The sequence below is a fragment of the Citrobacter sp. CK189 genome (assembly GCF_030333505.1).
GTDB lineage: Bacteria > Pseudomonadota > Gammaproteobacteria > Enterobacterales > Enterobacteriaceae > Citrobacter_B > Citrobacter_B koseri.
Genome location: NZ_JAOWFV010000038.1, coordinates 597,784 through 617,276, shown reverse-complemented (window position 1 = coordinate 617,276; position 19,493 = coordinate 597,784). Strand labels below are relative to the sequence as shown.

The window sequence follows — 19,493 nt, the reverse complement described above, 5'->3', positions numbered from 1 at the left end:
GCTGCTATCAGCACCAAAGAATTATAAAAAATGATGCACGCCAGGGCCGAAAATGGTTATTCGGCCCTTTTATCAGGCAACTGTAGTAATACGTTCCCGAGCGTTACGTTTTGCCTTCTCGCTTAAGGGGTCGGAGACACCATCTCGTCCAGAATGCTACTGACCTGTTTCCCGCTCATATTCCGATACCCGCATTCTTTTATTTTCGGAATTCGTTTAGGCAATCCCTTCGCTATTGATTCCGCCTGCTCTCAGCGTCAAGCGCACTTGCCTCGCTTATCACGTTACGCTTTCTGTGGCACTAAATGATTAACCCTCCTAACTGATTGGGTATCTATTAGCAATTTCTCTAACTGAAATGGATGATAATCATGGGATGGGACACAAGAAGCGCCGGAAACTGGGCAAAACATCACGCCGAACCGGGGTCTGCGGGGTTTAGAAAAATATCTTCAACGCAATCCCCCAGAGCTGGCGACGTGGTAGTGATTCAGCCTTACGCGGGAGGACACGCCGCCGGTCACATGGCTATTTACGACGGCCAGGATTGGTATTCAGACTTTAAACAGCGGGATTTTTGGGGCGGTCCTGGATACCGTTCGTCAAAGCCAGCGCATCAAATGTACAGGAAGGATTGATGAAAGCCCTTTATGTTGTTCTCATGATATTTGCAATTACCGCGTGCAGCTCAGGACGCGATAACGCAGAACGGCGTGTTTCAGATTTCTACACTTACTATCTAAACGTGTTTGCAAATAGTGAAGGGAAAATAAAGCCTGCGCCTGAAAAGATGGATGAATATATTTCGAAGGATACGCTAGCCCAACTAAATACTATCTCTCATATTTATGAGCAGGAGATTATCGACACCGATTACTATACATATGCGCAAGATTATTCAGCAGATTGGATCCCCTTATTGAAAGTTGGAAAAGCTAAAAACTGTTTTGGTGGTGAATACGTCGATGTTTGGTTGGGTCGACAAAACAATCAGACATATCAAATTGGAGTCTACCTAAAAAGAGAGGGCGGCAAGTGGAAAATATACAGAGTGAAGAATGTTACCGCCGGTTATGAGCATTACATATTTGATGCGCACGCCATTGAGAAAGCGGAGCAACATGATGCAACCACCAATTAAATAGGGAGATTATGACGGCCGCTAAATTAGTCCCAATTCGCGGCCGACCTTAACAGTCATTATGCTTTTCTTTCGTCCTCCGGTGGATTCAACAACGTCAGCGCTACGGAATGTTTTATGATTCAGCCGTCGTTTAAGGATATAAGAGCCCACTCCCGCCAGCGTCAGTCGCTGGCGGGTCAGATATTGCAGACCGTAGAGAACCTGTCATTACGCATCCACGGTGATGAGGATAAGTACGTTCTGCAATATATTGCCCGGTATGTCAAAAAGGGCATCAATGATTCAGACAGAATACGCAGTATGATTAAACGCGCGGTGGACTTAAACACCGTCATGGAACGTATGCGAAAAATGCTGCTATCAGCACCAAAGAATTATAAAAAATGATGCACGCCAGGGCCGAAAATGGTTATTCGGCCCTTTTATCAGGCAATTGTAGTAATACGTTCCCGAGCGTTACGTTTTGCCTTCTCGCTTAAGGGGCCGGAGACATCATCTCGTCCAGAATGCTACTGACCTGTTTCATCACCCTTCCCGCCTCGGTAAGCCCGTTCTTTTCCTGTTCCTTCACCCACTCAGACTGAATCTCCTGGTATCGGGTGGCGGCTTTCCATTGCGCAACGTCTTCAGAGTGCAGGATTCTGACCGTCGCACCGCTTTTTTCCAGATCGGCGACTTGTGTGGTGAAACTTTTATCCATTACGGAACCCAGGGATTGATAAGCGACGTCAGCGGCCCGTTGAATCGCCGCCCGATCGTCGCGGGAAAGGTTATCCCAGGTATTTTTATTCATCACCAGCAGGTAAACATGCCCAAGCCAGAGATCCCGCGAAACCAGCACATCAGGCGCGAATCGCTGAGCATTTAACGCATAGCCGCTATCCACATTCAACATTAATCCGTCGAGACTTCCGCTTTGTAAGGCCTTGTAGGTTTCATCTCCCCAGGGCATGGTCACAGCTTTAGCGCCGACATTTTTCAGAAACCCCTGGTGCCAGAAACTGGCGGAGCGCCACGTTCCCCCCTTAAGTCCTTCAGGATTACTCAGCGCGGTAGTGCTAAAAAAAGCCAGCGGATAGCCGGTCGCAATGAAAACATTCACCACATTTTCTTTCTTGAGTTCTGCCGAAAAATCCGGGATATCCGCATAAACGCGGCGAAAGAAAGCAACCTGCTTTTCCCCGGCAGGGCCGACGGGGAAGCTTTTAAAGATTTGCTGCAATGGTAATGCCTTAGCCGCATATTCAGGTACAACAACGGCCATATCCGCTTTGTCCCCCTTTCCCGCCAGAGCCAGAGCCGTATAACCATCACTTAGCTCACCTCCCCAGTGCGCCTCTACCTTCAGGCGACCACGCGACTCTTTTTCGATTGCGGGGAAAAATACGTCATTGATAAAACGAGTGCGCATTCCACCCAGCGGTTCATGGTCGCTGTAGATTAGGGTTTGCGCAGCCGAAGCTGCACCGGGAAACATTAGCATCGCAAACAGAACGGCGATGCATTTTCGTCCTGGTATAGTGGTGAGCATTTCTCTTATCCTTTTGAGAATCATGATGATCGCAGTCGCTGATGAAGCTTAAACAACGGGTTCAGACAGCCAGCGCTGCCCTTCGGTTTTCATCTGCTGTTCGAGCGCACTACCGCGCGTTGCGAATACACGCGTGACCGGAAATCCGCTTTTTTCCAGCAGGTATGCCAGCGCGGCGTATTCTCGCGGGTATTTTGCTACCGCGCTTTGATCAATATCGACCACGCCCAGCGGGAAGGTAAAACTCCCCATGTCATAAATGCTCTGGCGTCTGAAGAGCTTCCACACGCCATCGCGTTTTTCTGCCATATCGTAAAAGCGATTATGGGTCACCATCCCCAGATTCAGCTTCACATTCTCGCCGATGATCATGGCATTGGTTTCAACAATGGCGCGGTTGACGCTGCTATTAAAGGTCACTACCGGCGTGCCAATCAAATGTTTGGTACGGATGTCAGAGGCACCCATACGCATTGAGCCGTCAACAAAATCGCTCGCCAGCCCTTCAAACCAGGTTATCTCAATGGTGCCATCCGGGTGAAACAGCCCGCGAAGTTGCTCCCACTCGCCCAGATCGCGATGCATCCAGCCAGTGAGAAGATCGGTAATTTGCTGACGATCCGCCAGGTGATTGTGCATAATTTTTACTCCAGCCAGTTAAGTGGATTCAGTTTCCTCGCCATTAACGTTAAAATCCAATAGATAAATCTTACAGATTATTCAGTTTAGATGAATGATGAGGCCATCGTATGGATCTGCGCCACTTACGCTATTTTCTTGCCGTTGCACAAGAAGGACACTTTGGCCGCGCCGCCGAAAAACTCAATATTGTTCCTCCCGCGCTGAGCATGCAGATCAAGGCGCTGGAAGAAGAGTTAGGCGGCCCGCTGTTTATTCGTACCAGCCGGAAAGTTGAGTTAACCGAAGCGGGAAAATTGTTGCAGACCGAAGCGCAACGCACGCTTGAGCAGGCGGAACATGCCCGTCTGACAGTACAACGGTCGATGCGCGGAGAAACGGGTCTTGTGCGCGTTGGCTTTGCTGGCAACGCGGTGTTCAGCGGCAAATTGACAGAAGATCTGCGCGCCTTTCGCCAGGCCTATCCCGATGCGGAACTGGTTGTGTGCGAAATCGCACCGTTGCTACAAGCGGATGCCATTCTGAGCGGCCAGCTCGACATTGGTTACACACCCGATCACCATAACGTACGCCAGCCAGAATTAGCGGCTGAAAAAATAGGCCTCTGGGGCCGGATGGTCGCCATCGCCGACGATCATCCGCTGGCTTGTGAAACCCATTTGACGGTAGATATGCTGGCTGAAGAGCCCCTCATTTTCTACGACACCCACCGTGCGGATGAGCCGCTTTATATGATGCTCACAGAGATTATGGGTCATGTTCCGCACGTCGCCCATTGCACCTCCAGCACGCTCAGCGTACTGGCTCTGGCCGCCGCCGGGCAAGGGCTGGCGCTGGTGCCTGAGCCGCTGATGCACATCGCCATTCCCGGCCTGGTCTATCGCCCTCTCGACGCGCCGGAATTATCGGCCAATCTGATGCTGCTCAGCAGAAAGAACGACAATAACGGCGCGGTAAAGGCTTTTCTGGAGATTGCGCGGAGAAACGTCAGAACCCCGTCAGACCCGCGCTGATATTTGTCGGCATCCCGGAGCGGCGCTCCAGCGCCTCGTTGACGCGATGAATGTCAACGCCGTCGCCCTTCATAAAAGTACGCATCACCGGCGTGATCGGCAGCGGTACTTTTTTGTCAGATTCAAATTCAGTGCGATTACGCGATAACGGCTCATGCACTTCAATCCAGCGACTGCCGTCCGCTTCGACGGTGGTTTTCATCGGTTGATCGATAATCTGCACGCGAGTGCCCACCGGCACATTGTCAAACAGGTATTTGATGTCATCGTTACGCAACCGGATGCACCCCTGGCTCACGCGCAGCCCAATACCGAAGTTCGCATTTGTGCCATGAATGGCATACAGCTTACCGATATAAATTGCATACAGCCCCATCGGGTTATCCGGCCCGGCGGGGACAAACGCGGGCAGACTTTCGCCTCGTTTAGCATATTCACGTCGGGTATTCGCCGTCGGCGTCCAGCTCGGCGCTTCCTGCTTACGCTCTACCGCAGTCACCCAGTTACGTGGAGTTTCTCGCCCCGCCTCGCCAATGCCAATCGGCAGGACATCAACGGTATCGCCCCCTTTCGGATAGTAGTAAAGACGCATTTCCGCCACGTTAACCACAATACCTTCACGCACGGTATCCGGCAGAATAAGCTGCTGCGGCACCACCAGCGTCGAACCGGACTTCGGCAAAAAGACGTCCACATCGGGATTCGCTTCGAGCATATTGCTCAGCCCTTGTCCGTACTGCGCCGCAAACGCTTCCAGCGGTTGAGTATTATTGTCCGGGACGGTTATCGTCAGCGGGTTACCGACCAGACGACTCCCTTCTGGCGGCAATGGATAACTTACCGCCAGCGCGCTCTGGCTTGCGAACAGCAGAATAAAAGAACAAAACAATTTCACACGAGGCATCATTTCCCTTTCCTCAAATCGCAGCAGATGTCGGCTAATTATAGCTTTTTTATCGCCTTTCCGACGTTAACAGCGAATGAGCGCCACCGAAGGGAAACGATACAGCTTATCTTTATTTACCATCCGGCAGGACAATATTACTTGCCGCCAGTTGCCCCATGTTGCGGTACATCGCGCAGGCAGCTTCAACGATGGGCATTGCCAGCGCTGCGCCGCTGCCTTCGCCGAGACGCATTCCCATATGCAGATACGGCTCCAGCTCCAGGTGCTCCAGCGCAATCCGCGCCCCCTTCTCTGCCGAGAAATGCGACGGAATCAGATACGGTTTAATTTCCGGCGCAACCTGACACGCCGCCAGCGCCGCAGAATAGGAGAGAAAACCATCCAGCACAACCGGCAATCCACATGACGCGGCCCCCAGCATCACGCCCGCCATACCGACCAGGTCAAAACCACCCACCTTCGCCAACACCTCAACGCCATCACGCGGATCGGGCCGGTTCACCGCAATAGCGCGGCGCACAACCTCAACTTTATTGCCAATTCTGGAGAGCGGAAGATTCGCGCCAATCCCCACCACATCTTCGGCATCGCTACCGGTCAGTACACTCACAATCGCCGCCGCAGGGGTGGTATTCGCCATTCCCAGTTCGCCAACGCCAAACAGCGTCACGCCGCTTTGCGCCAGTTCGCGGGTGTAGCGTATCACTTCCAGCAGCAGTTCTTCGGCCTGAACGCGGCTCATCGCCGGGCCTGTCGCGATATTCCCGCACCCACGCGCCACGCGCATATTCACCACGCCGGGGATCGGGTCGGCATCAATCCCGACGTCAATCACATGGACTTTTGCTCCGGCCTGAGCAGCCAGTACGCAAACACCGGTTGTTCCCTGCGTCATGTTGGCCGCCTGAATGGCGGTGACAACTTTCGGCGAGACCGCAACCCCTTCATCCCACACGCCATGATCGGCGCACATCACCAGCATCGCCTTCTTACCGACATGCGGAGTGCCGTTGAGACCGGGCATCCCCGCTAACTGTACGGCCAGCGCTTCCAGGCGCCCGAGGCTGCCCGGCGGTTTGAGCAAGCCGTCGATGTGCTGCCGGGCGTGCGCCATTGCGTCGCTGTCCGGTTTGGGAATGTCACGGAGTAAAGAGGTTAACGTCTGCATAAGGGTTCTCATCGTGTTGGCTGGCTCACAGCAGAGCCAGCAGGAAGATCAACTCGCCAAGTTCAATCGCCGCACCCAGCGTATCGCCGGTTTGCCCACCCAATGTGCGTTTTAATAATTGTCCAAGAATAAAAATTGCCGCCAGAGTGATCACCAGCGCAGCGACCCCGCGCATCCCCGGCATGAGTATCGCCGCGAGAATAGCGGTTAATCCCAGCGTAACGCAGGTTTGTCGCCCGGTAACTTTGCCGATAAACACGTTGCCCAGCCCTTCTTCACGGGCATAGCGATGACGATACATCAGCAATACGGCGACACCGCGCCCCGCCGCGCAGGCCATCGCCAGCGCCGCCAGCATCGGCGTGCCTCTCAGCGCCAGTTCGCTAATCACCAGCACTTTCGCCAGCAGGACAAAAATCAACGCCAGCCCGCCGTGGGTGCCCAGGCGGCTGTCACGCATAATTTCCAGCATCCGCTCCCGGCGGCGGGCGGAAAAAATACCGTCACAGGTATCCGCCAGACCGTCGAGGTGAAAACCGCCGGTCAGCAGCGCCAGCGTCAAAACGCAAAACAGGGCCGCCAGTGGAATGCCGCACCAGGACTGAAGCGCCACAAACACCAGGCCGCCAATCGCGCCCAGCAGCATGCCGATTAGCGGGAATGTCACAATACCGCGGGAATACTCCTCAAAATCCAGCCCCTGAGACCAACGGGTCGGAACAGGCAAACGCGAAATAAAAGCGAGCATCGCCCAGAACAACTTACTCATTTAATTTTGACTCCAATACCCGATACCACCAGCCAGACCTCATCCGCCGCCGCAGCCAGACGCTGATTGACCCGCCCGGCGATGTCGCGAAAATGTCGCGCCAGACGATTTTCCGGGACAATGCCCATGCCCACCTCATTGGTCACCAGAACCACCTGAGCCGGACAGCGCTGACAGGCGTCGATCAACGTGCGAATTTCGTCTTCAATCGCCAGCTCCATCGCCGCGTAATCCCAGTTGTCCGGGTCCGTATCGCCGCCCATCGCGAACAATAAATTGGTCACCATGGTCGTGATACACTCCAGCAGAATGGCCTCTTCGGGGGCGTTATCTGGCGTAATCAGCGCATCAAGATGCCGCCAGCATTCCGCTGTCCGCCAGTGCGGCGGTCTGCCATCCCGATGGTGCTGAATCCGCGCCGCCATCTCCTCGTCAAAAATCTGCGACGTGGCGATGTACAGCACCTGCGGCGAATCCGCGATTAACGCCTCCGCATGGCGGCTTTTCCCGCTGCGCGCGCCGCCGGTCACCAGAATCATCATACGGGCTCCCGGTGCTGCTGCATGATGGTATAAATTTTCTCAATATCGATGTGTTGTCGCATCGCATCCGCCAGCAGATCAAACTGCTGCGATTTATATTGCGCGTAATGGAAGGCGTGATCCAGCGGCGTCAGCCCCTTACGCACGCGCAGGCCATTGACCAGCGCCCGCGTAAACGCATCGCTGTCGAACAAGCCATGAAGATAGGTGCCAAAGACCAGTCCGTCGTCCGTTACCGCGCCGTCAGCGATAGCGTTTTCGCCTTTGCGTAACGTCATGGCTGGCTGGCATTGTGCATTCAGTGTCGTCTCGCCCATATGAATTTCATACCCGCGCACCGCCAGGCCAGACGCCGCCGCCAGCCATCCCGGCAGCGCAGAGGCCATCTGCCCTTCAACCTGCGTGGTGGTTTTATCCTGCGCGAAGTGCGTGACGGTATTAAGCAGACCAAGACCGGGAAGCGTGCCCAACCCGGACTCCACCTCATCAATAATGGTGTCGCCCAGCATCTGATAGCCGCCACAGATGCCTGCCACCGGTACGCCCTGACGATGCGCCTGCAACACGCCATGCGCCATTGCGCTTTCACGCAGCCAGACCAGATCGCCAAGCGTATTTTTGCTGCCCGGCAGAATTATCAGGTCCGCGCCCGCCAGTTCTTCAGGATGGCGCACATAGCGCACGCGAACATCCGGCTGCGCCGCCAGCGCGTTGAAATCGGTGAAATTCGAGATGTGCGGCACCTGAACAACGGCAATGTCGATATCACGCCTATCGGTACGCAGGTATTTGCCTTTTTGCAGCGCCACGCCATCCTCATCTTCAAGATCGACCTCCAGCCAGGGCATCACGCCCAGAACCGGCACGCCGGTCAGCGCTTCAATTTGTTCAATGCCGGAGTAGAGCAGCGTCACATCACCGCGAAACTTATTGATGATCACCCCTTTCACTCTGGCGCGTTCACTATCATGCAGCAGCGCCAGCGTACCGTAGATAGAGGCAAAAACGCCGCCGCGATCGATATCCGCCACCAGAATGACCGGGCATTGCGCCATTTCCGCCATCCCCATATTGACGATGTCGCGGTCACGCAGGTTTATTTCCGCCGGGCTACCGGCGCCCTCCAGCACCAGAACGTCATATTCTTGCGCCAGGCTATTGTAAACCGTGAGGATCTGCTCACGCAGACGCGGCTTATATTCATGGTAGCTAACCGCGTCCATATCGGTGGCGACTTTGCCCATCAACACCACCTGCGCTTTCCGATCGCTGGTCGGTTTCAGCAGGACCGGATTCATCCGCACATCCGGCGAAATCCCCGCCGCTTCCGCCTGGAAAATCTGCGCGCGTCCCATCTCTTTGCCGTCCGGCGTGATGCCGGAATTCAGCGCCATATTCTGTGACTTAAATGGCGCCGTGCGCAGGCCATCCTGATAAAAGATGCGGCACAGCCCCGCCACCAGCACACTTTTACCTACATCTGATGCCGTTCCCTGCAACATTACTGCCTGCGTCATGACGCCTCCTTCAGCGCGTTCTCTCGCATACGCCCAAAAAATTCTTCTTCCGTTTTACACAGCGGCAACCCCAGTTGCGCATGCAGTTTGACCAGCCACGGTTGCGTCAGCCCGGCTTGTTCGATCAGTTCAGTGCGTGCAAACACCTCCCCCGGTTCACCGTATGCCAGTACCTCGCCACGGCGCAGCACGTAAACGGCATCGCTGACTTCATAAATGAGATCAATATCATGGCTGGAAATAACCACATGATTCCCCTGCGCCACAATCCGCTTGATGATCGCAATCATCTGCGTGCGCCCGGCAGGATCAAGCCCGGCAGTGGGTTCATCCAGCAGCAGGTAGCGGGCCTGCAACACCATCGCGCCCGCAATCGCCACGCGTTTTTTTTGCCCGTGACTTAAACACTGGATCGGCTGATGACGGAAATGCTGCGCATCAACCAGGGTCAACGCATCGTCCACGCGGCGGGCAATCTCATCCTCAGCCACACCTAGATTTCGCAGACTAAAAGCGATATCGCTGTCGATATCGGTATAAAAAATTTGTTGATCGGGGTCCTGAAAAACGGTTGCCACCTGTTGGCGCAGCGCCAGCAGCCCGCGCTTACTGTAATCCAGCGCTTTTCCCTGCCACAAAACCTCGCCTTTTTGCGGGCGCAGTAAACCGCTCAGGTTCATAAATAGCGTCGATTTTCCGCAGCCGTTCGCGCCCACCAGCCCGGTAACCGCATGGGGGGAGAAATCCAGCGTTAGCCCCTTGAGCACCTGCTCATCCTGATAGCGAAACCAGAGACCGGAGGTGGCAAGCATACGAATCCTTACAGGTGAAAATCACCCTGATACAGTTTGATATCAAGCACGGTGGTCATTTGCTGATAGCGGATAAGCACACGCGTAAACAGCAAACCCACCAGCATTGCCAGAGAACGATAGCCTTTCGGCAAACTACGATAGCCAAAACGCAGCGTTTGCGCGCGATGAATGGCCAGCGCTTCGTCTAACAGGATAAAAATAAAGCGCCATGTCAGCAGGATCTGCTCGGTCAGCAGCCGTGGCACATGCGCGCGCTTAAGCAAAATAATCAGTTGCGGAAACGGCAGATTCAACACCAGCCAGAACGTCGCCGCCAGCGCGCTTAGGCTGCGCCAGAAGGTTTCATTGGCGGTATTCAACCCTGACGAAGTCACCCCCAGCCAGTAATCGCCAACCGGAACGCTTGCCAGTAACGAGTGAGGATCGCGGCTCACGCTGAATAAAATCGTCATCACGCCCACGCTTAAAAAGCCAAACGGTATCGCCATCCAGCGACACCAGCGCCAGAACGAAATCCGCAGCAGCCAGCAGCTCAGCCCGGCGATGAGCGCCAGTTCAATACCCTGCCCCAAAGGAGGCAGGGTAAAGGCCAGAATCATCATCAGCAACCAGAGCAAAAACTTACGCACCGGCGTAACATGAAGCCAGCGGCTCTGGTAGCTGAGTCGATCAAGCCCGGTCATCACGGCGCTGTCTGCCTTTGCTGTAACCGAGAATATAGAAAATCACCGCCGCGCCAAGCGAACCTTGCAGCGTAAACAGCAGGCTTTCAATTTCACCGCTGGCCGGTTCATACAATGGCTGGAACCACGGTTCATAGTGCGGCGCCACCACCTGGATCTGGCTTTCCGCTTCGCCGTCAGAGCCACCGAACTCACCGCCATGATCGATAAAAAACGGCAGGATCACCAGGGCAATCACCATAGCTAACAATATCAGCGTCTTTTTCATCTTAATGTCCTTGTGCGGTAATCAACCGGCGTTTGGTCAACTGGTCGTAAATCATGACGGTCAGCAGCCCCTCCGCGATCGCAATGGGGATCTGCGTCAGGCAGAAAATCCCCATAAATTTAATCACTGAACCCATTGCCCCAGCCTGCGGGTCCGGGAACGCCACCCCAAGCTGCACCGACGTCACGAAGTACGTCACCAGATCCGCCAGCATGGCGCAAAGAAAGACGCCGACATCGCGGCGCAGCCCGGCGCGGCAGGCCATTTGCCATACCAGATACCCGACAACGGGGCCGATAACCGCCATCGACATCCCGTTCGCACCCAGCGTGGTCAGGCCGCCATGCGCCAGCAGCAGCGCCTGAAACAGCAGCACAATCGCCCCGAGGATCGCCACAACGCCTGGGCCAAATAAAATCACCGCAAGCCCTACCCCTGTCGGGTGCGAGCAACTACCTGTAACAGAAGGAATTTTCAGCGCCGACAGCACGAAGATAAACGCCCCGCACAATGCCAGCAGCACCTTCTGGTTGTTATCTTCCTGCACGATACGGCGCAGGCGCACCAGTCCGTACCACAGGCACGGTAAAAACAGCACCCACCAGGCCAACGCCCACATCGGCGGCAGAAATCCCTCCATGATATGCATGGCGAACGCCTGCTCCGGGACAACCATCAGCAATAACGCCGCAGCTAACCCGCTGAAAGACAGCTGTTTTAGCTGTTGTTCAAGTTTCATTCTGCATACTCCCACTGTTTGTTGACCAGAATGGTCGAAAAATAGGGCAGCGGCTGCTCGTCGCTGACCTCATTCAGGTGACGCCAGCACTGCTCACCGGGCAGCGTGGCTTCTGCCATCATCAGGGCGCACTCCAGCAAACCTTCCTGTTGCAGCAATGCTTTAATGCGCGCGAAGCGACCGTAGACCTTCATCAGCACCAGACTGTCATGCTGTCTTAACGCCTGCTGAATTGTCTCTTCCGCCGCGGTGCAGGAGATCACCGCCAGCGATTGTTGTTCCATCGCCAGCGGCGTTTTCGCGCGGGCGGCAATGGCGGCAAACGAGGTGACGCCAGGAACGATTTCCAGCCATGCCGGGTTGCCGATCCGCTGGAGTAAAAAGACCCAGGTGCTGAACAGCATGGCATCGCCGAGGGTGATGAACCCCACCTGTTTACCCGCCTCCACTTCCTGAACCAGCGCTGCGGCTACCTCATTCCAGACGGCTTCTTTTTCCGCGCTGTCGGCGCTCATCGGAAAGTGGCAGCAGCGGACTTCCGTCTGCTCCCCCAGATACTCACGCACAATAGAGAGCGCCAGACTGTCGCCGCCTTTGCGCCCTGCCGGAGCGTAGAGGATATCGAGCGAGCCAAGTATTCGCGCCGCGCGCACGGTGATCAGATCGGCTGCGCCCGGCCCGGTGCTTAACGCATACAGTTTTCCACTCATGCCGCTTCCTCCATGGCCGTATTCAGCGCCTGTTGCAGATGCGCCACGAACATGGCGCGTACCGCCGGATTCTCCCCCAGACCGCTCAGCCACGGCGTCGCCGGGATGCCTGCGGCGTTGAACTGCGTTTTCCAGGAGTCCTCTTCATCGGAAGCCATATCGTTGATGGCATGATCGCCGGCGACAAGCATCAGCGGCATCAGATGCACCGCCGTTACGCCTTCCTGACGTAAGCTCCCGATGAGAATATCCACCTCCGGGTAACTCTCAACCGCTCCCACACGCGCCGGAAAACGCTGCGCCGTCATCATATGGTCCAGACACGCATAGGCCGCAAACGCGTGGTGGCTGGCGCCGTGCCCCATAAACACCACTTTCTCCGTCGCGCCAAGCGTCGGCATCTGCTGCTGTAAAGCCTGCATCAGCTGCGCGTAATCGGCATGGCTGCTCAACAGCGGCACGCCGAGCGTAAGACGGGTAAATAACGGGCGCAGAGTCTGAACTTCACGCACAATTTTTTCGTATTCGTCGCCGTTAATAATGTGCAGGGACTGAATCGCCACATCCTGATACCCCTGTTCAGCAAGCTTCTGCAATGCCTGAAGCGGCGTATCGATTTCAATGCCGTCACGCTGTTTGAGCTTGCGGATAATCATCCCGGAGGTGAACGCGCGAAACAGATCGCGATCCGGGCAGCTGGCTGCCAGATCGCGTTCGCAGGCCACAATGTTCTTCTCACAGGTGTCGTGATAGCTGGTGCCAAAACTCACCACCAGAAGCGCTTTTTTCATCTCTTACTCCTTAAGCAGCGGCCAGCCAGCGCGCCAAACGCTGCGCAAATGCGGCCTGACTTTCCAGTAACTCATCACCCGTTACAAGCGTTGCCGGGCGGGTAATCACGATGCAGGGGATACCGGCATCCAGACAGGGTTGAACTTTTTCCTGATAACCGCCCTCCGCCCCCGATGCTTTTGTCACCACGACATCGGCCTGGCACTGACGATAAAACGCCGCGTTAAATTCAGCGCTGAACGGCCCGCACAGGGCAAAAATCTCACCAACGCCAAATCCCAGGTCGGCACATTGCTGAATGACCTCAGGAACAGGTAAGACGCGGGCCAGCAGTTTTTTGTGCGGCAACCCGGCTCGCCAGGTCGCCAGATCTTTACTTCCGGTCGTTAACAGAACGCGTTCGCCAAAGCGCTGCGCCACATCGCAGGCCTCAGCAATCGTGTGGACATGGTGCAACAGCGGGTGCGTAAGCTCGCTGAGCTGTTCCGGGCGCTGGTAGCGGCTCAGCAACACCCCCGCGCGTTCACAGGCGTGCATAATGTTGCGGCTGACGACCTCGGCATACGGGTGCGACGCATCAATGACCCAACGCGTGCGGTGCGCTTTCAGCCAGGCCACCATCTCCTCTGGCTCCAGGCGCCCGCAGCGGATCTGACCTTTAATGTCGCCAGCCAGCTGCTTTCCTGTCGGCGTGGCAACCGACAGGGTGTATGCCACCTTTGCCGCATCCAGTTGCTGACACAGCATCCGGGCATCGCTGGTGCCGCCCATAACCAGCACGTCGCCGTAACTCACAGTACGTAACCTCGCGGCGTGATCATCAGACCATCCTGTACGTAAGTGGCTTTGTTGCCGACAATCACCAGGCTGGTCATATCGACAGGCTCAAAATCCATATCGCCGAGCGTGGTCAGCCATTTTTCCTGCTTTTTACGCCCGGCCGACTTCACCACGCCAACCGGCGTTTGCGCGTTTTTGCTGGCGGACAGCAGTTCAAAAGCACGCGCCAGATGACCTTCACGGCCACGGCTGCGCGGGTTATAGAAACAGATCACGAAGTCTGCTTCTCCGGCGGCGATAATCCGTTTTTCGATGACCGGCCACGGCGTCAGGAGATCGCTCAGGCTGATATGACAGAAATCGTGCATCAACGGCGCGCCCAGCAGGGAGGCCGCCGCGATACTGGCGGTCATGCCGGGGATCAGCCGCACTTCAACATCCAGCTTCTGTTTGCTGACCAGTTCCAGCACCAGCCCCGCCATGCCATAAATCCCCGCATCGCCGCTGCTGATCAGCGCCACATTGTGTCCGGCCTGCGCCAGTTCAATCGCCGCCTGACAGCGTTCGATCTCTTTGCACATTCCGGTTTTGATCACCTGCTTGTCGCCGGTAAAGGCTTTTACCAGATGGGTGTACGTTTTATAGCCAACGACAATTTCCGCCGCCTGTAAGGCTTCTACGGCTTCCATCGTCATCATTGCCTGCGAGCCAGGGCCAATTCCAATTACGCTTAACATCAGTGTGAAACTCCCAAAGTAATAGTGACGCCCTGTTCGCGCAGGGTTTCGCCAGACAGTTTTCCGTGACTTAACAGCCAGGCCGCCGGGCCGGATACGCTGCCCACACCGACGGTTTGCCGCACAAATCTGGAGGCCGGGAAGCGATGTTCATGCTCACGCAACGCGTCAGCGGTAAAGGTTTCAAAGGGAACGCGACAGCAGGAGGCAAGCTGGATTAATCCTTGCTCATCTTTTTTGAGCGAGACGCTGCCAATCGCTTTCAACGCCAGCGGATCAAATTTCTGCGCCTCCAGCTGTCGCGCCAGCAGCGCTGCCAGCAGCGGGAACGGCGTATCGCGGCGACAGCCGATTCCGGCGACCACCCGCTGCGGCACCAGTTTCCAGTGCCGAACGGGTATTTCTGGCAATTCATTGCGCAAAGTGATGCAAACCAGCGCATCAAGCTCGGGAAGTTGATGCAGGTCGGTCACGGTGATGAACCCGCGTCGATCGCAGTGACTGACATCGTCTGCCAGTTCCTCATCCCACCACAGCCCGACGCGCTGGTGGCTGACCAGCATCTGGTTGACGATTTTTACCGCCGAGCGGAAGTCGGTCATCCGGGCATTGAGCTGAAATGCCAGCGTATCAAGCGCCGCCATATCGTTAACGTCAGTCGCCGTCGTGATAACCGGATCGGCGCCGAGCATGCCCGCCAGATAGCGGGTCAGCGCATTGGCGCCCCCCGCATGACCAGAGAGCAGGCTGATCACATGCTGGCCCCGTTCATCGATCACCACCACCGCCGGGTCGCTGAATTTGTCGTTTACCAGCGGTGCCAGCACGCGTACCGCGATGCCGGTCGCACCGATAAAAATCAGCGCCGAATAGTTAGCAAACGCATCGCGGGCCGATTGTGCAAATCCGCCTTCGAAGGGCATAAACCCGTCTTCCAGCAGTTTCTCACTGGTAAAGCAGGTTAACGGCAGCATCGCCGCCAGCCGCTTCGCAAGCTGTACGCCGCCGGGCGTCAGACAAAACAGGGCTATAGATTCAGGCTTTACGGTATTCATGGCTAAAGTCCGCCGCATAGAGTTTTGAGTAGTGATACTCATCCCCCAGGAAATTCCCGACCAGAATGAGCGCCGTTTTACGGATACCCGCCTCACGTACTTTGTCACCGATATCCGCCAGCGTGCCGCGCACGGTCTGGCTTTCCGGCCAGGTCGCTTTGTAGATAACCGCCACTGGCGTGGTGGTCGGATAGCCACCTTCAATCAGCCGCTCGGCAACCCGGTGAATACGCTGCACGGAGAGATAAATCGCCATTGACGTCTGGTGGCTGGCGAAGGACTCCAGCTGTTCACGTTCCGGCACCGGAGTACGCCCTTCCAGGCGGGTAATGATGAGGCTTTGCGAAACTTCCGGGACGGTATACTCCACCCCCAGCTCCGCAGCAGCGCCGAGAAACGCGCTGACGCCCGGCACCACCTGCCAGTCGATGCCGCGCCGGGTAAGTTCTTCGCCCTGCTCACGCACGGAGCCGTACAGCGACACATCGCCCGTTTGCAGGCGTACGACCGTTTTTCCGGCCTTCACGCCCGCTTCCATCAGATCCAGAATTTGCTCCAGATGCAGTTCGGCGCTGTCGTGGCACTCAGCGCCTGGCGGGCAATAGTCCAGCAGTTCAGTATTAATCAGCGATCCGGCATAAATAACGACCTGCGCCTGTTGCAACAGGCGATAACCTTTGAGCGTGATCAGTTCACGATCGCCCGGACCTGCGCCGACAAACCATACACAGCGGGGATCAAATGTCTCAGACATGGTTCTCTTCCTTCTGACAGGCGATAACAAAAACAGGATTATTCGGTTTGAAATAGTGGCCATTGCCGAGGGGAGTGAGTGACGACACCTGCACTTGCAGGCAATCCACCTCATGGATGCCAATCTGTGTCAGATATTCCAGCGCAGTATTCAGGTTTTCCTGAAGGATAAAGGTCATCACCAGACGGCCGCCGGGATGCAATTGCCGCATAGCCCAGTCAATCAGCGTCGTCAGATGGCCGCCGCTCCCGCCCATAAACACCGCATCCGCTTTTTCAGTCATCGTCATCGGCGCTTCACCCGGCAGAATGTCGATATTGCCGCAGGCAAAATGCTGGCGGTTTTCATCCAGCAACCGCAGGGCTGCCGGGTTACGTTCAATCGCCGTAACGTGCAGCGAAGGGTGCTGTAACGCCGCCTCTATCGACACACTCCCGGTCCCGGCGCCTACGTCAATCAGATGGCTGGCACGGTGCAAATCAAGTTTTGACAGCGCGAGCGCGCGAACCGCTTCTTTGGTCATCGGCACGTTCTCGCCACGTAGAAAAAGCTCATCTTTCATCAAGGATCACCACTGCGTTCATGTCATAGTCGGCATTGACTTCACTGACGCGCAGCCAGTGAATCCGCTCGTTTTCCATTGCCAGGTTTTCGCCTATCACCATCCAGCGATGCCCCTTGTCGCGCGCCATTAACTGCGTCGCAATTTCTCGCGGCCCGCAGCGGGCATCCGTCACCATCGCGACCTTGCGATGACGCGCCAGCTCATCAAAACAGACGCTGCGACCGTGGCTGCTGGTCAGCCACATATCGTTCATATCGATACCCGATTGCGCGCACAGATATTGCACTGCGCTGATACCGGGAATAATGCGCACCCGCTCAATGCCAAAATGGGCCACCATGCGCGTCCCGATGCCGTAAAACAGCGGATCGCCGGACGCCAGCACCACGATGCGTTTGTCCTGCTGCCCGGCAATCCAGTTGAGCAATTCCGCAATATTGGCGCCCAGAACAAACTGTTCGCCGGTGAACGCAGGAAACTGCAATAAATGACGCTTTCCCCCCACCAGCACATCGGCATCCGCCACGGCCTCGCGTGCCGCTGGCGTCATCAAATGCAGCCCTGCCGGCCCCATGCCCACTACCGTTAGCATTGCATTTCCTCCACAATCTCTTCGATCGGACGATTGCTACCGAGGATCTGGTTATCAAAAGAGAACATGATGGCGTCGCAGGTAGGTGGCGTTTTCGTGAAGCGCAGCATCTGCATCACGCGCATACAGATGCGTTGCGCAAGATGGTTGTAAATATGTTGAAAACCGTATGCTTCAATGTGCTCCATTGCCGCTTCGGTGGTGTCGCAGTCGCTGACCCGAGTCAGTAACTCAAGCGGCGCGCCAAGCAGCGCCAGATGCGCCACCAGGGTTTCCATGCGGGCATCTGCGATGTGGCTGTGAGTGTGGAAAATTCCCGCGGCTATTTTAATCAACTTACCGGGATGGCCGATCAACACGATATGGCGGTATCCCAGACGTACCGCTTCTTCAATCATGTAACCGACAAAATTGCTCATGGTGACGACAACCTGCGTGTCGATACCCATCTGTTCGCGCACAAAGCGCTCGCCGTGGTTTCCCGGCACCAGCACAACGCGTTCCAGACCGGCGGCGCGTTTGATTTCCAGCTCCAGCGACAGCGAGCGTTTCCAGCTCTCCTCCGACATCGGAGTGACAATGCCGGTGGTTCCAATGATCGAAATACCGCCCAGAATACCGAGGCGCGCGTTATAGGTTTTCTGCGCCCGTTCTTCCCCCTCCGGGGCAAAAATTTCAATATCCGCTCCCCGCGCCGGGCCTATCGCTTCGCGTACTACAGACTCAATGGTATGGCGCGGAGTACGATTAATCGCCGCGCTGCCCACCGGCAGTCCAATTCCCTTACGCGTCACGGTTCCCACGCCTTCTCCGCCCTGCAACGTAATCTCGCCGCTATCGTTCAGCGTTACGCGGGCAAAAATCAGCATTCCGTGCGTGGCATCGACATCATCGCCGCCGTCCTTACGGATCGCGGCAATCGCCTGCCGCCCTTCAATGTGCGGCGACTCGACGTTCAGGCACAATGTCACCCCGGACGGCGTAACGATGGAGACCTGATGAATCAGATGCTGGCGTAACACCATCAACGCAGCGACTTTTGCCGCAGCGGTCGCGCACGATCCGGTGGTATACCCTTTTCGCAACGCTTTGCCGTTGTGCCAGACAGGCGCGTCGAAGGATTGATCGCTCATCGCGCCCCCTGCAAGTAATAGAGCATGGCGTTTACGATCGCGGCGGCGACGTTGCTTCCTCCTTTGCGCCCCAGCGCTGCGATAGCTGGCAACGCGCTTTTCGTCAGCGCATCTTTAGACTCCGCCGCCCCGACAAACCCGACCGGTACGCCTACCACGCCGCTCACGGCAACGTCATGCTCAAGCAACCGGAACAGCGCCGTCGGCGCATTGCCGAACACAAACACCTTTTCACTCTCTTCCGTCACGGCGATATCCACCGCCGCCATTGATCGGGTAATTCCCTGCGCTTTTGCTTCCGCCACGACTCGCGGATCGCTGATATAGCAACGGCATTCACCGCCAAACGTCGCCAGCAATGTTTTATTGATGCCGGAAAGCGCCATTGTGGTATCGGTATAGATAATGGATGGGCGACTCAGCGCCGCGCAGAGTCGCTCCAGCGCGTCATCGGAAAACCAGAGAATATCCAGCCAGTCAAAGTCGGCGGTGGTGTGAATCACCCGCTTGATGATCGCTTCGTGAAGCGGGCTGGCAAACTGATACTCCGGGCGTGTCTCGCGAATGATCTCGCCAATGATGTCGAAACTTTTGGCCTCAATCGCCTGGGGCTGCTGAATATATTGCATCGTCTGTTATC

The 19,493-nt window shown here is 56.1% G+C and carries 25 protein-coding genes; 4 read left to right on the top strand and 21 right to left on the bottom strand.

Annotated elements, in window-relative coordinates; translation table 11 throughout:
* The first annotated feature begins 371 nt into the window (after nucleotides 1–371).
* From OGV83_RS12845 to OGV83_RS12835, 3 genes are all read left to right on the top strand, one after another.
* Nucleotides 372–638 carry a C40 family peptidase gene (locus OGV83_RS12845; RefSeq protein WP_248623234.1) on the top strand — a complete coding sequence of 89 codons (267 nt, stop codon included), beginning with the start codon at nucleotides 372–374 and terminating at the stop codon, nucleotides 636–638.
* Nucleotides 638–1,141: a YqhG/Tai3 family protein gene (locus OGV83_RS12840; protein ID WP_286463727.1), complete on the top strand. Its 504-nt coding sequence runs from the start codon at nucleotides 638–640 to the stop codon at nucleotides 1,139–1,141. The genes OGV83_RS12845 and OGV83_RS12840 overlap by 1 nt, the downstream gene beginning before the upstream one ends.
* A 117-nt stretch (nucleotides 1,142–1,258) precedes the next feature.
* Nucleotides 1,259–1,531 (top strand): hypothetical protein, encoded by a 273-nt coding sequence (locus tag OGV83_RS12835; RefSeq protein ID WP_248623232.1) that lies wholly within the window; start codon nucleotides 1,259–1,261, stop codon nucleotides 1,529–1,531.
* A gap of 88 nt (nucleotides 1,532–1,619) precedes the next feature.
* Here the strand turns inward: OGV83_RS12835 and dctP are convergent, their stop codons facing one another.
* Together dctP and OGV83_RS12825 are read right to left on the bottom strand one after the other, a co-directional pair.
* Nucleotides 1,620–2,675 carry a TRAP transporter substrate-binding protein DctP gene (dctP, locus tag OGV83_RS12830; protein WP_286463724.1) on the bottom strand — a complete coding sequence of 352 codons (1,056 nt, stop codon included), beginning with the start codon at nucleotides 2,673–2,675 and terminating at the stop codon, nucleotides 1,620–1,622.
* A gap of 48 nt (nucleotides 2,676–2,723) precedes the next feature.
* The gene (locus OGV83_RS12825) at nucleotides 2,724–3,314 is read right to left on the bottom strand and encodes a nuclear transport factor 2 family protein (RefSeq protein WP_012131798.1); all 591 of its coding nucleotides are present in this window, start codon (nucleotides 3,312–3,314) and stop codon (nucleotides 2,724–2,726) included.
* Between the two features lie 110 nt (nucleotides 3,315–3,424).
* Here OGV83_RS12825 and OGV83_RS12820 point away from each other — a divergent pair, with 110 nt between their 5' ends.
* Nucleotides 3,425–4,327 (top strand): LysR substrate-binding domain-containing protein, encoded by a 903-nt coding sequence (locus OGV83_RS12820; RefSeq protein WP_071258852.1) that lies wholly within the window; start codon nucleotides 3,425–3,427, stop codon nucleotides 4,325–4,327.
* Here the strand turns inward: OGV83_RS12820 and ldtA are convergent.
* From ldtA to OGV83_RS12725, 19 genes are all read right to left on the bottom strand, one after another.
* Entirely contained in the window at nucleotides 4,302–5,231 is a 930-nt protein-coding gene (gene ldtA, locus OGV83_RS12815; protein ID WP_286464000.1) for a L,D-transpeptidase, read from the bottom strand. The genes OGV83_RS12820 and ldtA overlap by 26 nt on opposite strands.
* Before the next feature lie 112 nt (nucleotides 5,232–5,343).
* A complete protein-coding gene (gene cobT, locus OGV83_RS12810; RefSeq protein WP_286463723.1) occupies nucleotides 5,344–6,402 on the bottom strand; it encodes a nicotinate-nucleotide--dimethylbenzimidazole phosphoribosyltransferase in 1,059 nt (352 codons plus the stop codon).
* A 25-nt stretch (nucleotides 6,403–6,427) separates the two neighbouring features.
* Complete coding sequence (cobS, locus tag OGV83_RS12805) at nucleotides 6,428–7,171, bottom strand: adenosylcobinamide-GDP ribazoletransferase (protein ID WP_114848172.1); 744 nt, start codon at nucleotides 7,169–7,171, stop codon at nucleotides 6,428–6,430.
* The gene (cobU, locus tag OGV83_RS12800; RefSeq protein ID WP_200073662.1) at nucleotides 7,168–7,713 is read right to left on the bottom strand and encodes a bifunctional adenosylcobinamide kinase/adenosylcobinamide-phosphate guanylyltransferase; all 546 of its coding nucleotides are present in this window, start codon (nucleotides 7,711–7,713) and stop codon (nucleotides 7,168–7,170) included. The genes cobS and cobU overlap by 4 nt, the downstream gene beginning before the upstream one ends.
* Entirely contained in the window at nucleotides 7,710–9,230 is a 1,521-nt protein-coding gene (locus tag OGV83_RS12795; protein WP_104868493.1) for a cobyric acid synthase, read from the bottom strand. Before OGV83_RS12795 ends, cobU begins: the two co-directional genes overlap by 4 nt.
* The gene (locus tag OGV83_RS12790; protein ID WP_012131791.1) at nucleotides 9,227–10,042 is read right to left on the bottom strand and encodes an energy-coupling factor ABC transporter ATP-binding protein; all 816 of its coding nucleotides are present in this window, start codon (nucleotides 10,040–10,042) and stop codon (nucleotides 9,227–9,229) included. The genes OGV83_RS12795 and OGV83_RS12790 overlap by 4 nt, the downstream gene beginning before the upstream one ends.
* Before the next feature lie 8 nt (nucleotides 10,043–10,050).
* A complete protein-coding gene (locus OGV83_RS12785; protein WP_286463997.1) occupies nucleotides 10,051–10,728 on the bottom strand; it encodes an energy-coupling factor ABC transporter transmembrane protein in 678 nt (225 codons plus the stop codon).
* Complete coding sequence (locus OGV83_RS12780; RefSeq protein ID WP_012131789.1) at nucleotides 10,715–10,996, bottom strand: energy-coupling factor ABC transporter substrate-binding protein; 282 nt, start codon at nucleotides 10,994–10,996, stop codon at nucleotides 10,715–10,717. Before OGV83_RS12780 ends, OGV83_RS12785 begins: the two co-directional genes overlap by 14 nt.
* Before the next feature lies 1 nt (nucleotide 10,997).
* On the bottom strand, nucleotides 10,998–11,735 hold the full coding sequence (cbiM, locus tag OGV83_RS12775) for a cobalt ECF transporter S component CbiM (protein WP_012131788.1): 738 nt from the start codon (nucleotides 11,733–11,735) through the stop codon (nucleotides 10,998–11,000).
* The gene (locus OGV83_RS12770; protein WP_012131787.1) at nucleotides 11,732–12,445 is read right to left on the bottom strand and encodes a cobalt-factor II C(20)-methyltransferase; all 714 of its coding nucleotides are present in this window, start codon (nucleotides 12,443–12,445) and stop codon (nucleotides 11,732–11,734) included. Before OGV83_RS12770 ends, cbiM begins: the two co-directional genes overlap by 4 nt.
* Nucleotides 12,442–13,236 carry a sirohydrochlorin cobaltochelatase gene (gene cbiK / locus OGV83_RS12765; protein ID WP_012131786.1) on the bottom strand — a complete coding sequence of 265 codons (795 nt, stop codon included), beginning with the start codon at nucleotides 13,234–13,236 and terminating at the stop codon, nucleotides 12,442–12,444. The genes OGV83_RS12770 and cbiK overlap by 4 nt, the downstream gene beginning before the upstream one ends.
* A gap of 10 nt (nucleotides 13,237–13,246) precedes the next feature.
* The gene (locus OGV83_RS12760) at nucleotides 13,247–14,032 is read right to left on the bottom strand and encodes a cobalt-precorrin-6A reductase (RefSeq protein ID WP_012131785.1); all 786 of its coding nucleotides are present in this window, start codon (nucleotides 14,030–14,032) and stop codon (nucleotides 13,247–13,249) included.
* Nucleotides 14,029–14,754: a precorrin-3B C(17)-methyltransferase gene (locus OGV83_RS12755; RefSeq protein WP_012131784.1), complete on the bottom strand. Its 726-nt coding sequence runs from the start codon at nucleotides 14,752–14,754 to the stop codon at nucleotides 14,029–14,031. Before OGV83_RS12755 ends, OGV83_RS12760 begins: the two co-directional genes overlap by 4 nt.
* A complete protein-coding gene (gene cbiG / locus OGV83_RS12750; protein WP_049011682.1) occupies nucleotides 14,754–15,809 on the bottom strand; it encodes a cobalt-precorrin 5A hydrolase in 1,056 nt (351 codons plus the stop codon). Before cbiG ends, OGV83_RS12755 begins: the two co-directional genes overlap by 1 nt.
* Nucleotides 15,790–16,563, bottom strand: coding sequence for a cobalt-precorrin-4 methyltransferase (locus tag OGV83_RS12745; RefSeq protein WP_012131782.1), 774 nt, complete (start codon nucleotides 16,561–16,563; stop codon nucleotides 15,790–15,792). The genes cbiG and OGV83_RS12745 overlap by 20 nt, the downstream gene beginning before the upstream one ends.
* Entirely contained in the window at nucleotides 16,556–17,125 is a 570-nt protein-coding gene (locus OGV83_RS12740; RefSeq protein WP_047462740.1) for a decarboxylating cobalt-precorrin-6B (C(15))-methyltransferase, read from the bottom strand. The genes OGV83_RS12745 and OGV83_RS12740 overlap by 8 nt, the downstream gene beginning before the upstream one ends.
* Nucleotides 17,115–17,720, bottom strand: coding sequence for a cobalt-precorrin-7 (C(5))-methyltransferase (locus OGV83_RS12735; protein ID WP_047462737.1), 606 nt, complete (start codon nucleotides 17,718–17,720; stop codon nucleotides 17,115–17,117). Before OGV83_RS12735 ends, OGV83_RS12740 begins: the two co-directional genes overlap by 11 nt.
* A complete protein-coding gene (gene cbiD / locus OGV83_RS12730; RefSeq protein WP_012131779.1) occupies nucleotides 17,714–18,853 on the bottom strand; it encodes a cobalt-precorrin-5B (C(1))-methyltransferase CbiD in 1,140 nt (379 codons plus the stop codon). Before cbiD ends, OGV83_RS12735 begins: the two co-directional genes overlap by 7 nt.
* On the bottom strand, nucleotides 18,850–19,482 hold the full coding sequence (locus tag OGV83_RS12725) for a cobalt-precorrin-8 methylmutase (protein WP_012131778.1): 633 nt from the start codon (nucleotides 19,480–19,482) through the stop codon (nucleotides 18,850–18,852). Before OGV83_RS12725 ends, cbiD begins: the two co-directional genes overlap by 4 nt.
* Between the last annotated feature and the right edge of the window lie 11 nt (nucleotides 19,483–19,493).

Bases quoted from the DNA above. Each gene is read 5' to 3' on its own strand.
- OGV83_RS12825 (WP_012131798.1), bottom strand. From the start codon at position 3,314: ATGCACAATCACCTGGCGGATCGTCAGCAAATTACCGATCTTCTCACT.
- ldtA (WP_286464000.1), bottom strand. From the start codon at position 5,231: ATGCCTCGTGTGAAATTGTTTTGTTCTTTTATTCTGCTGTTCGCAAGC.
- OGV83_RS12745 (WP_012131782.1), bottom strand. From the start codon at position 16,563: ATGTCTGAGACATTTGATCCCCGCTGTGTATGGTTTGTCGGCGCAGGT.
- OGV83_RS12780 (WP_012131789.1), bottom strand. From the start codon at position 10,996: ATGAAAAAGACGCTGATATTGTTAGCTATGGTGATTGCCCTGGTGATC.
- OGV83_RS12835 (WP_248623232.1), top strand. From the start codon at position 1,259: ATGATTCAGCCGTCGTTTAAGGATATAAGAGCCCACTCCCGCCAGCGT.
- OGV83_RS12790 (WP_012131791.1), bottom strand. From the start codon at position 10,042: ATGCTTGCCACCTCCGGTCTCTGGTTTCGCTATCAGGATGAGCAGGTG.
- OGV83_RS12735 (WP_047462737.1), bottom strand. From the start codon at position 17,720: ATGCTAACGGTAGTGGGCATGGGGCCGGCAGGGCTGCATTTGATGACG.
- OGV83_RS12785 (WP_286463997.1), bottom strand. From the start codon at position 10,728: ATGACCGGGCTTGATCGACTCAGCTACCAGAGCCGCTGGCTTCATGTT.
- OGV83_RS12820 (WP_071258852.1), top strand. From the start codon at position 3,425: ATGGATCTGCGCCACTTACGCTATTTTCTTGCCGTTGCACAAGAAGGA.
- OGV83_RS12845 (WP_248623234.1), top strand. From the start codon at position 372: ATGGGATGGGACACAAGAAGCGCCGGAAACTGGGCAAAACATCACGCC.
- cbiK (WP_012131786.1), bottom strand. From the start codon at position 13,236: ATGAAAAAAGCGCTTCTGGTGGTGAGTTTTGGCACCAGCTATCACGAC.
- cobU (WP_200073662.1), bottom strand. From the start codon at position 7,713: ATGATGATTCTGGTGACCGGCGGCGCGCGCAGCGGGAAAAGCCGCCAT.
- cobT (WP_286463723.1), bottom strand. From the start codon at position 6,402: ATGCAGACGTTAACCTCTTTACTCCGTGACATTCCCAAACCGGACAGC.
- OGV83_RS12755 (WP_012131784.1), bottom strand. From the start codon at position 14,754: ATGTTAAGCGTAATTGGAATTGGCCCTGGCTCGCAGGCAATGATGACG.
- cobS (WP_114848172.1), bottom strand. From the start codon at position 7,171: ATGAGTAAGTTGTTCTGGGCGATGCTCGCTTTTATTTCGCGTTTGCCT.
- cbiG (WP_049011682.1), bottom strand. From the start codon at position 15,809: ATGAATACCGTAAAGCCTGAATCTATAGCCCTGTTTTGTCTGACGCCC.
- OGV83_RS12795 (WP_104868493.1), bottom strand. From the start codon at position 9,230: ATGACGCAGGCAGTAATGTTGCAGGGAACGGCATCAGATGTAGGTAAA.
- OGV83_RS12770 (WP_012131787.1), bottom strand. From the start codon at position 12,445: ATGAGTGGAAAACTGTATGCGTTAAGCACCGGGCCGGGCGCAGCCGAT.
- cbiM (WP_012131788.1), bottom strand. From the start codon at position 11,735: ATGAAACTTGAACAACAGCTAAAACAGCTGTCTTTCAGCGGGTTAGCT.
- cbiD (WP_012131779.1), bottom strand. From the start codon at position 18,853: ATGAGCGATCAATCCTTCGACGCGCCTGTCTGGCACAACGGCAAAGCG.
- OGV83_RS12840 (WP_286463727.1), top strand. From the start codon at position 638: ATGAAAGCCCTTTATGTTGTTCTCATGATATTTGCAATTACCGCGTGC.
- OGV83_RS12725 (WP_012131778.1), bottom strand. From the start codon at position 19,482: ATGCAATATATTCAGCAGCCCCAGGCGATTGAGGCCAAAAGTTTCGAC.
- dctP (WP_286463724.1), bottom strand. From the start codon at position 2,675: ATGCTCACCACTATACCAGGACGAAAATGCATCGCCGTTCTGTTTGCG.
- OGV83_RS12740 (WP_047462740.1), bottom strand. From the start codon at position 17,125: ATGAAAGATGAGCTTTTTCTACGTGGCGAGAACGTGCCGATGACCAAA.